The sequence below is a fragment of the Pseudomonas sp. PvP001 genome, assembly GCF_040546375.1.
Lineage (GTDB): Bacteria > Pseudomonadota > Gammaproteobacteria > Pseudomonadales > Pseudomonadaceae > Aquipseudomonas > Aquipseudomonas coleopterorum.
Window position 1 is genome coordinate 128,850 of sequence record NZ_JBEPNQ010000001.1, and the last position, 9,945, is coordinate 138,794.

Consider the following 9,945-nt stretch of genomic DNA (forward strand, 5'->3'; position numbering starts at 1 on the left):
CTGCGGAGTCACCTACAGATTGATCGGATACTGCGTGATGAACCGCACGTCATCCAGATCGCCGCTGAACGAGTTGCGGTAGGTGGCCTGACGCAGGCGGAAGGTCAGGTTTTTCAAAGGACCGCTCTGCACCGTGTAGGCTGCTTCCAGATCACGTTCCCATTCGGTCTGGCCACTCGCGCCGTTGGCCAGGGTGATGTTGTCGCCACGCAGGTAGCGGGCGAACACATCCAGCCCTGGCACCCCAAGGCCGGCGAAGTTGAAGTCATAGCGTGCCTGCCATGAACGTTCGTCCTCGCGGGTGAATTCGGCGTACTGCACGTAGTTGGCCATGTAGTTGGTATTGCCGCCGTCGGTGTAGAAGACGTAACCGCCTTTGCCGGTGATGGCCTGATAGGCCAGGGTCAGCTTGTGCGTGCCGTAGCTGTAGGCGGTCTTGAGGCTGAACGAGTTGCTGTCGATATCCCCGCCGCGCTCGGCGCTGGTGCTCTTCTGGTTGTAGAACCTGAAGTCAGCGGAAAACGCCTGCTGGTCATCGATGGGTTTGACCCAGCTCAGCCCCGCGTATTTCTTTTTCCACAGATCCTGCACGTCCGAGGCATACAGCGCGCCGGTCAAGGCCGGGGTGAAGTTGTAGGTGGCGCCATAGACGTCCGCACGCGGTCATGCCGCCGGCGTTGTGGCCACTTTGCGCGTACGTGCTGAGCGAGGTGAGGTGGGCGACATCGATGCGCAGGTTGTCGATTTCCTTGCTGCTCAAGTAGAACCCTTCGGTCGTCTCGGGCAACAGGCGACTGTCCCCGGTCGAGTAGACCGGCAGGTTGAGGGTCATTTCGCCGTACTTGAGTACCGTGTTCGAGACCTTGAGCTTTACCGCAGCCGAGGCGCGGGAGTAGTTGTCCTCGGCCCGATCGATCCCCGGCGTGTGCCGGCCATTGCTGGGAAGCAGGCCGGTACCGATGCGGTCCGAGCTGCTGTCGAGTTTCATGCCATAGAGGCCTATGGCGTCGATACCGAGGCCCAGGGTGCCTGGGGTGAAGCCAGAGGTGAAGGTGCCGATGAAGCCCTGGGCCCATTCTTCGCGATAGCTCTGCGCGTTCGGGCCGGTGTTGTGGAAATCCCGGTTCAAGTAGAAGTTGCGCGCCATGACCTGCGTGCTGCTGTCTTTGAAGAACGGGTTGTCGAGCACGTCGTCGGCAAAAGCCGCAGGGGAAATGGCCGCGCACAGTGTTGCACTGCCAAGCATTAAAGCTGACCGCATGGTGTTGACCCTTATCGAGAATAATCAGCAGATGGCGAAGGCTTGAAGCAAGATTATTGTTATGGGGCGTCCATGCCCTGCAGCGGTGAATCAGTTGCTCGCGGCCACTTCGCAGATGCTCAGAATGGCGAGGATGTAGACGCGGACCATGTCCAGGTAATCGCGCTTGTGAACACGCTCGTCGGGCATGGTGTTGAACTTGCCACCGGGCCCGCAGACCACGCCCTGCATGCCCAGGCGCTGATAGAAATGCGCGGCATCGGTGCCGAAGTACGCCGGCGGGGTGATGATTCCGGTGGGCTGCGGTTCACCGCGCACCTGCTGATAGGCGGCGTTCACGGCCTTGACGATGGGCGAGTCGAGCGCCACTTCGAAAGGCGGCATAAGCGGCTGGTTGTCGCTGTCGTTGATCAGCTTGGCTTGCAGACCGGGAAACTGTTCGCACAGGCGATCAAGGAGTCCTTGCAGGTCGGCGAGCACCGACTCGACGGTCTGCCCAGGGGTGTAGCGGGCCGAGCCACGCAAGCGCAGGAAATCGGCGACCTGCGGCGGACGCCATTCTTCCAGTTCGCGACCCAGGGCGCCGTGGACCACACCGATGTGGCCGCGGTTGACCTGCTCGTGTTCCGGCGTGCGGGCGCCGCTGAAGGTGATGCCGTTGATCTGCGGAATGAGCTGCACCGCCGCAGTGATGACGTCCACCGCTTCTTCGCGCTTGGACAGATGGCGGGTGTCGCCGGTCAGCTCGATGACGAACATCAGCGAGCCCACGTGCAGGGTCACCGCCTGCAGGTCGGTCGGTTCGCAGTTGATGAAGTAATCGGCTTTCACGCCTTGTTCGATCGCCGCGATGGTGCCGATCCCGCCTTGCAGCTCGCCGACCACATAGGTCAGGATCACGTCGCCCTTGAGCTTGACCCCGGCGTCTATCAAGGTTTTCAGCGCGCAGAAGTAGGCGGCATCACCGGCCTTCATGTTGGAGACGCCGATGCCATAGATGAACTCGTCATCGACCTTGCCGGCCCACGGGTCCACGGTCCAGCCTTCGGTGACCGGGTTGGTGTCCAGATGGCCGTTGAACAACAGGCTGTGACCACCACCGCCCTGGCCTTTGAGCGTGCCAATGGCATTGAGGCGTTCGCCTGGCACTGGCATCAGCTCGCTGTGCAGCCCCAGCTCGCTCATCTGCCCAGCCATGTATTCGGCCAGCCGACGCTCCTCGGCCGTGGCGCTGTAGCTCTTGTGCTGCACCATGCGCGCAAGAAAGTCGAGGCAGTAGGCCTCATCGATGCTGTGGATCAGCGCATCAGGCGTCATCGAGTTGCTCCATTTCGGTGAGGGGCTGCGGCACTGCCTGGAGCAGGGCACGGGTGTAGGGGTGACGGGACTGTTCGGCCATATCCTGCGCGGGCAGGATTTCCAACAGATCGCCGCGGTACATCACGGCGATGCGGTGAGCGATCTGGCGGATCAGGTTCAGGTCATGGGTGATGAACAGGTAGGCGGTGCCATGCTTGCGGCGCAGCTCCAGCAACAGCTCGATCACCGTGGCCTGCACCGACACGTCCAGCGCAGCGGTGATCTCGTCGCAGATCACCAGCTCAGGTCGCGCCGCGAAGGCGCGGGCGATCGCCACCCGCTGTTTCTGGCCGCCGGACAGGGCGTGTGGAAAGCGATCGGCGAAATCCTCGGGCAGGCGCACCTCGCGCAGCAGTCGGGCGACGGCCTGGCGCTCGGTTTCTCCCTCGGGCAGGCCATAGAGCCGCAGCGGGCGAGCGAGAATCTGGCCGATGGTCTGGCGCGGATTGAGCGAGGCATCCGGGTGCTGAAAGATGATCTGCACCTTGCGCCGGTAGTCACGGCTCATGTCGGCGGCGCCATGAATGTCGACGCCCTCGAACTGCACCTGCCCGGTGAACGGGGTGAGGCCGGTCAGCGCCTTGGCCAGAGTCGACTTGCCCGAACCGGATTCGCCGATGATGCCGAGGATCTCGCCACGCGCCATGCTCAGGGTCATGTCTCGCGCCGCCAGGGAAGGCTTGGCGGCACGTCGCAGCAGACCGTCGAGCAAACCCGGACGACCGTAACGCACGCTGAGTCCGTTGACGTGCAGCAGCGGCTGACTCGGCGCAACGGTTTCGCTTAGCAGACGCTTATCCGCAGCCGGCACGGCGGCGACCAGTCGTTGCGTGTAGGGATCGCTGGGCGCGCTGAAGATCCGCGCACCGGCTGCCTGCTCGACGATGCGCCCCTGATTCAGGACGCAGACCCGATCCGCCACCCGCGAGACCAAGGCCAGGTCGTGGGAAATGTACAGCGAGGCCACGCCAGTTTCTTCGCGCAGACGCCGGAACAGCTGCAGGATCTGCGCAGAACTGATCACGTCCAGCGCGGTGGTTGGTTCGTCGAAGATCAGGCATTGCGGGCGACAGGCGAACGCCGTGGCGATGAGCACGCGCTGTTTTTCACCGCCGGAGGCTTCGTGGGGAAAGCGCTTCATCATCGCCGCCGGGTCTTTGAGATCGACATCGGCGAGCAGTTGCTCACCCAGGGCCCAGGCGTCCCGATAGCTCAGGTCGCGATGGCGGGTCAGCACTTCCACTACCTGCTCGCCCAGGCTCAGGGTTGGATTGAGCGACGCGCTCGGGTCCTGGAAGATCATTCCCAGGCGTCCGCCGCGTAACTGCTCGACCTGGCGTTGCGGCATCTGCAGCAGGTCTTCACCCTGCAGAATGATGCTGCCACCCACGTCGCGAGCGTTGCTCGCCAGGTAGCGCATGATGGCAAAGCCCAGGGTGGTCTTGCCCGAACCGGATTCGCCGACCAGCCCCACGACTTCGCCTGCACCGACCTGGAAGTCGATGTTCTGCAAGACGTGGAGTGGGCCGCCTGGCAGTTGATAGTCGAGGCTGTAGTCAGCCACTTGCAACACGGCAGTCATTGGCGGTGCCCCTTGGGATTGAGGGCATCGCGCAAGCCATCGCCCAGCAGATTGAAACCGATCGCGATGATGGCGATGGCCAGGCCGGGCATGAGCATCATCCACGGTGCCTGAAAGAAATAACGTCTGGCCTCGGCCACCATCAAACCCCATTCCGGCTGCGGCGGTTGCGCGCCCAGGCCCAGGAAACTGAGGGTGGCGAACAGCATGATGGCGAACGCGACCCGAATGGTTGCCTCGACGATGATCGGCGCGACGATGTTGGGCAGCATTTCCCGCACCACGATGTAGGCAGTGGATTCGCCGCGGGCAATGGCAGCGCTGACGTAGTCCTGACGGCGAGCGGCGAGGGCAACGCTGCGCGCGATCCGCGCCATGCCGGGAACAAAGGCGATGGTGATCGCCAGCACGGCGTTGAGGTCGCTTTTGCCGAGCGTGCTGACGATCAACAGCGCGAACAGCAGGCTGGGGATCGACATTACCGCGTCCAGCGTGCGCATCAGCGCCTCGTCGATACGCCCGCCCAGGTAGCCGCTGGCCGTGCCGAGCAATGCGCCCAGCAGCATCGCCATCGCGGTGGCCAGCACCGACAGCGAAATGGTCGCGCGGGCTCCGATGAGCAGGCGGCTGAAAATGTCGCGCCCCAGCTGGTCGGTGCCCAGCCAGTGCACCAAGCTGGGTGCCTTGTACCGGGCCAAAATGGAAATCGCTTCCGGGTCGTAAGGGGCCAGCGCCGGTCCGGCGCAGACCAGCACGATCGCCAGCAGCAGAATGATGCTGCCCACCAGACCCTGCGGCGAGCTCAGCAGTCGGTAGATGATGTCACGCATATTGAATCCGCCGATCAAGGTAGGCATAGGTCAGGTCAGCGATGAAGTTGACCACGCAATAGGTTGCGGCGAGGATCAGCACACCGCCCTGAATGGCCGGCAGATCGCGGGCCGCGACTGCCACCAGCAGCTCCCGGCCGATGCCTGGAATGTTGAAGATTTCTTCCACCACGACGATGCCACCCAGCAGATAGCCCACGTCCAGCGCGACGATGGTGATGGTCGGCAGCAGGCCGTTGCGCAGCGCATGACGCAACAGCACACGGCGCCGCGACAGTCCCTTGAGCCGCGCCGCACGGATGTAGTCGGTCTCGAGCACGTCGATCATCTCGGAGCGCACCATCCGCGACACGTGAGCGACCATGATCATCGACACCGTGAGCGTCGGCAGGATCAGGTGCCGCAGGCCCTCGCCGAAGTTTTCCGAAAGCGGCACGTAACCGGTGGCCGGCAGCAGCTGCCAGACATCGGCGAACAGCAGCACCAACAGGGTTGCCGTGACGAACTCGGGCAACGAAACACCGATATAGGAGAACAGGGCAATGATCAGGTCCACCGGTCGCCCGCGCCGTACAGCGGCGAGAATGCCCAGCGGAATGGCCACGGCCAGCATCAGCAGCAGGGAACATCCCGCCAGCAACAGGGAGCGGCCCAGCGCGTCCAGCAATGAACCCAGCACCGGTTGGCCGTTGCGCATCGACAGGCCGAGATCGCCTTGCAGAACGGCCATCAGCCAGTGGCCGAATTGCAGCCACGCCGGTTGGTCCAGCCCGAGCTTGGCGCGCAGGGCGGCGAGCGCTTCAGGCGTGGCGTTCTGGCCCAGCAGCGTCACGGCGGCATCGGCCGGCAGCAACTGGGTGATGGCGAACACCAGCAGCGAAACGATCAGCAGGGTATAGACGACCAGAAGCAAACGCTTGGTCAGGTAGGCAGCAGTCACAGGATTACCCTCGATTCATCCGCGCTTCGGGGCGCCTTCATCCAACCAGGCCTGGTCCAGGCGAAACACCGCGCCGCGAGGGTGCAATCGATAGCCTTGAACATAGTTGCGCTGGGCCGCCAGTACATCGAAGAAGGTCGGGATCAGCGATGGCACCTGCTCGTGCATCAGGCGCTGGGCCGTGCCGTATAACGCCGCACGCTTGACCGGATCGTCCGTGCCCCGTGCAGCGGCCACGGCGGCATCGAATTCGCTGTTGTTCCAGCGCGTTTCGTTCCAGGCAGCGTCCGAGGTGTAGAGCAGAGAAAACACCGCGTCGGCCGAAGGTTGCATGTTGTAGAAACCGACGTAGAAGTTGCCCTTCTTCCAGACCTGATCCAGGTAGGTACTGTTGGCCATGGTCTCGACCTTGATATTGAACCCGGCTGGCTTGGCCATTTCCCGTACGGCGATGCCCAGCTGGGTGCGCGTAGAGGGCTTATCGGAGGCCACCAAGGTGATGTCCAGGCCATCGGGATAGCCGGCGTCGGCCAACAGCTGCCTGGCCTTGGCGATATCGGCCTGACGCAGTTCGATATCGGCGTGGTAACGGTAAGCGGCATTGAGCGGTGTATCGTTGCCCGGCGTGCCGAAGCCTTCCGCCACGAAGTCCACCAGTGCCGCCCGATCGACACAGAGTGACAGCGCCTGGCGCACCCGTACGTCGTTGAACGGCTTCTGGTCGCAGGCCATGTTGATGTTGAGGAACTGCCCGGAAGGTGCGCGCAGTCCGGTCACGCCGCTGGCTTGGCCAAGGCGGCTGAACTCGGTGGCCTGGGCTGACAGCATGAGATCGATGTCGCCGGACATCAGCGCAGAACTCTCCGCAGTCGGATCGGGATAGACACGGATTTCGACGCGATCCAGAAACGGACGTTCGGGGTCGTGGAACTGTTCGTTGCGAGTGACTACGACCAGCCGCTCGGGCTCGAACGAGGTCAGCTTGAACGGCCCTGTGCCCACGGCTTCGCGCGTCAGGCGGGCCATATCCCCCTGGACGATCGCCGCGGGCACGATCTTGGCGTCCGGGTAGGCCAGGCTGATGGGCAGGTCTGCGTAGGGCATGGTGGTGGTCAGCTTGACGTGCAGCTCGTCGATCGCTTCCACGGACTTGATCGGGCCGATGTTGCGCAGGCCGGGCGAAGCGGTCTTGGGATCGAGGATCGCCTGCAGGCTGGCCACGACATCCCTGGATGTGCAGCGGCTGCCGTCGTGGAAAAGCAGGTTGTCGCGCAGGCTGAAGGTCCACTCGGTCAGCGCTTCGTTGTGGCTCCAGGACGTGGCCAGATCGGGCTCGGCCTGCATGTCGTGACTCAGGCGTGTAAGCCCGTTGTACAGAAGCTCGCTGAGCAGGTACTCGGGATTGACACGAGCCAGCAGCGGATTGAGCATGCCCACCGCCTGGTCGACGCTGATGCGCAGTGTGCCGCCTTTGCGCGCGGCGCCAGCGGCCCACAATGTGCTGGAGAACGGCAGCATGGCAGCGCCGGTGACGATGGCCGTGGTTGCAAGAAAGCGGCGACGGTTGAGCCGGAAAACGGTAGTCATGGCGATAATTCACTTAGCAAAGAGATGATGGGGCAGCTAGGTAAAAAGTGCCGATGACCGATCTTGATGCCAGTCTTCGGTGGTCGCTTGGGGTTAGCCTGTTGCGGCGGTCTCAGGGGTGAAGTCTGCAGCCAGGTAGACCAGGATCGACTTGGCCAGGGCGACCAGATCTTCGCGGGTCGTGTATTCGTCGCTGGCGTGAATGCGACTGTGCGGGCGGATCAGGCCGCCCAACAAAATCTCCTGGATACCGGCCTGTTGCACCCAGCCCATATCCGAGCTGCTGCTGGAGCCATAGCACTGAAACTGCTCGGCGGTGAAACCGAAACCCACGCCCAAGGCGGCTTGCCAGCGCGGCCAATGAGGACCGGTCGGGTCCGCAACCGGCGCAAGATGGCCGATCACTTCAGCTTCCACCGCAAGTGCCGCGCTTCCGGCCATGGCGGCGTCGATGCAATGGTGCAGTTCGGCCAGCACCTGATCGAAGGGCTCTTGCGGTGCGTAGCGACGGTTTATCAGCACCTCGAACTGCGCTGGAACGGTAGAGCCTTTGCTACCGCCATGGGCCGCGGCCAAGGTCATTCGCGAGATCAGGGGTGCACCGTTGTAATGGGGCGGCGCCGGCATCGGCCATGCACGCTGTTCTACCTGCTGCTTGAGTGCGTACAAGGCGTTCAGCAGGGGCAGGCTTTCCTCGATGGCATTGATGGCATCGACCGGTTCACCGGAGTGCGAAGAGCGGCCCTTGACCGTGATCTTCAGGTCGACACTGCCAAAGCACCCAGCCCAGATCCTCGGCGCTGCACCGCCGTTGAAACTCAGGATATGGCCCTCGACCAGTCGTCGTTCGGCCAGGTAGCGGATACCAGGATAAAGACCGCCTTCTTCATCGGTACACAACAGCAGGGAAGGGCAGTAGCGCAGCGGCAGGTCGAAACGTGCCGCCGCACGCAAGGCACTCAAGGTGGCGGCGATGCTGCCTTTCATATCGGCCGTGCCGCGCCCGATCAGCTTGCCGTCAGCTTCGGTCAACTGCAGAGGAGGGTGGTTCCAGCCGTCACCGGCCGGCACCGTGTCGACATGAAAATACAGACTGCAGACCTCCTGATTTCCGGGATGCCGGGCGATCAGATTGATGCGTTCGCCATGGGCCTCGCCGCTGCGGGTCTGCCACAGCGCCTCGGGCACCGAGACCCGTGTCGCCTGCAAGCCAAGCGGCGCAGTCAGGGTTTCCATCAAGTCGGCGAAGGCGCCGTAGCCTGCGCCGGGCGGGAAGCAGGTATCGACCACGATCATGCGTTGCAGATCGTCGATCAGCCCATCATGATCCGTTTCGATCGATTCAAGTGCCTGCTCAAGTGCCGCATTCATCGTCATTTTGAGTCTCGCCGTATTTCTATATAGTTTATAGTTAAACACCACCGCATGGCCCGTCAAGGAAAAACGATGACCAACAGCAACGCACCGGCTGCCGACGCCAGCTTTGCCCGACTGAGCGAACAGGACAGCGCACCTCTTTATGAAGTGGTGAAGCGGCGGGTCTCAGAGGCGATCCTGCTAGGGGAGTGGGCCAGTGGCACGGTGATCCCCAGTGAGAACGCGTTGGCCGCAGACTTCGGCGTATCGGTAGGCACCGTGCGTCGCGCACTGGCTGAACTGGTGACAGAAGGCATGCTGATGCGCCGCCGCAAGACCGGCACCGTCGTCACCGGCTGGGCGCCGTTGCACAACCTGCGCTATTTCTTCCAGTACTTCCGGCTGCACAACAAGGAAGGCGCACTGCTGAAATCCAGCACCTCCTTGCTCGACTACCAGACGGGCAAGGCCACGGCGGAGGAGGCCGACAAACTGCTCATCGATCCTGCCAGCCCCGTTTACCGCCTGCATCGACTGCGTACCATCGCCGGCGTCGCCGCCATGCACGAACATTTCACGGTAGTGGCAAGCAAAGTCCCGGACTTCCCCGGGCCGGACGCCTTTCCCGAACTCTTGTATCGCCACTTGCTCGAACACTACGGCATACGCGTAGCGGCGGTGCGCGAACAGCTGACCGCCGGCCTGGCCACGGCTGAGGACTGCAAGCTGCTGAAGCTGGAGGCTCCCCATGCCGTGATGATCATCGACGCCATATCCTTCGACCAGACGGCAACGCCAGTGATGATCACGCACCAGCGCGCGAGTACGGAGCACTTCATGTATGTGAACGAGATTCGGTGACCATGCCGTTAAAGACGAGCGTGCCGCGCATGTGATTTCGGGGCAGGCGGGTGGTGTTCGTGGATAGGCTTCATTAGTAACTCTACTAAATGCTTATTTAGTAGAGTTATCGTGGCTTTCGGAGGAGTTTCAGCGGAAATAGGGGGTTTTCGCTTCACTTTGAGGGCGT

The 9,945-nt window shown here is 62.7% G+C and carries 9 protein-coding genes; 1 reads left to right on the forward strand and 8 read right to left on the reverse strand.

Annotated features, from left to right (window positions below; all coding sequences use genetic code 11):
- Positions 1 to 12: 12 nt before the first annotated feature.
- The 8 genes from ABMD26_RS00610 to ABMD26_RS00645 form a co-directional block, all read right to left on the reverse strand.
- The gene (locus ABMD26_RS00610) at positions 13 to 618 is read right to left on the reverse strand and encodes an OprD family outer membrane porin (RefSeq protein ID WP_354306880.1); all 606 of its coding nucleotides are present in this window, start codon (positions 616 to 618) and stop codon (positions 13 to 15) included.
- Entirely contained in the window at positions 533 to 1,261 is a 729-nt protein-coding gene (locus tag ABMD26_RS00615; protein ID WP_354306882.1) for an OprD family outer membrane porin, read from the reverse strand. Before ABMD26_RS00615 ends, ABMD26_RS00610 begins: the two co-directional genes overlap by 86 nt.
- A gap of 90 nt (positions 1,262 to 1,351) precedes the next feature.
- Complete coding sequence (locus tag ABMD26_RS00620; RefSeq protein WP_354306884.1) at positions 1,352 to 2,578, reverse strand: M20 family metallopeptidase; 1,227 nt, start codon at positions 2,576 to 2,578, stop codon at positions 1,352 to 1,354.
- On the reverse strand, positions 2,568 to 4,202 hold the full coding sequence (locus ABMD26_RS00625) for a dipeptide ABC transporter ATP-binding protein (RefSeq protein ID WP_354306886.1): 1,635 nt from the start codon (positions 4,200 to 4,202) through the stop codon (positions 2,568 to 2,570). Before ABMD26_RS00625 ends, ABMD26_RS00620 begins: the two co-directional genes overlap by 11 nt.
- On the reverse strand, positions 4,199 to 5,032 hold the full coding sequence (locus ABMD26_RS00630; RefSeq protein WP_049859653.1) for an ABC transporter permease: 834 nt from the start codon (positions 5,030 to 5,032) through the stop codon (positions 4,199 to 4,201). The genes ABMD26_RS00625 and ABMD26_RS00630 overlap by 4 nt, the downstream gene beginning before the upstream one ends.
- A complete protein-coding gene (locus ABMD26_RS00635) occupies positions 5,025 to 5,972 on the reverse strand; it encodes an ABC transporter permease (RefSeq protein WP_122742219.1) in 948 nt (315 codons plus the stop codon). The genes ABMD26_RS00630 and ABMD26_RS00635 overlap by 8 nt, the downstream gene beginning before the upstream one ends.
- Before the next feature lie 15 nt (positions 5,973 to 5,987).
- Complete coding sequence (locus tag ABMD26_RS00640; RefSeq protein ID WP_191999577.1) at positions 5,988 to 7,559, reverse strand: ABC transporter substrate-binding protein; 1,572 nt, start codon at positions 7,557 to 7,559, stop codon at positions 5,988 to 5,990.
- Positions 7,560 to 7,652: 93 nt separating this feature from the next.
- Positions 7,653 to 8,936 carry a M20 family metallopeptidase gene (locus tag ABMD26_RS00645; protein WP_354306889.1) on the reverse strand — a complete coding sequence of 428 codons (1,284 nt, stop codon included), beginning with the start codon at positions 8,934 to 8,936 and terminating at the stop codon, positions 7,653 to 7,655.
- A 69-nt stretch (positions 8,937 to 9,005) separates the two neighbouring features.
- On the opposite strand from ABMD26_RS00645, the gene ABMD26_RS00650 reads away from it, so the two are divergent.
- Positions 9,006 to 9,776 (forward strand): GntR family transcriptional regulator, encoded by a 771-nt coding sequence (locus ABMD26_RS00650; RefSeq protein ID WP_134722335.1) that lies wholly within the window; start codon positions 9,006 to 9,008, stop codon positions 9,774 to 9,776.
- Positions 9,777 to 9,945 lie beyond the last annotated feature (169 nt).

Coding starts and splice junctions, on each gene's coding strand:
- ABMD26_RS00615 (WP_354306882.1), bottom strand. CDS start 1,261: ATGCGGTCAGCTTTAATGCTTGGCAGTGCAACACTGTGCGCGGCCATT.
- ABMD26_RS00620 (WP_354306884.1), bottom strand. CDS start 2,578: ATGACGCCTGATGCGCTGATCCACAGCATCGATGAGGCCTACTGCCTC.
- ABMD26_RS00625 (WP_354306886.1), bottom strand. CDS start 4,202: ATGACTGCCGTGTTGCAAGTGGCTGACTACAGCCTCGACTATCAACTG.
- ABMD26_RS00630 (WP_049859653.1), bottom strand. CDS start 5,032: ATGCGTGACATCATCTACCGACTGCTGAGCTCGCCGCAGGGTCTGGTG.
- ABMD26_RS00640 (WP_191999577.1), bottom strand. CDS start 7,559: ATGACTACCGTTTTCCGGCTCAACCGTCGCCGCTTTCTTGCAACCACG.
- ABMD26_RS00645 (WP_354306889.1), bottom strand. CDS start 8,936: ATGACGATGAATGCGGCACTTGAGCAGGCACTTGAATCGATCGAAACG.
- ABMD26_RS00650 (WP_134722335.1), top strand. CDS start 9,006: ATGACCAACAGCAACGCACCGGCTGCCGACGCCAGCTTTGCCCGACTG.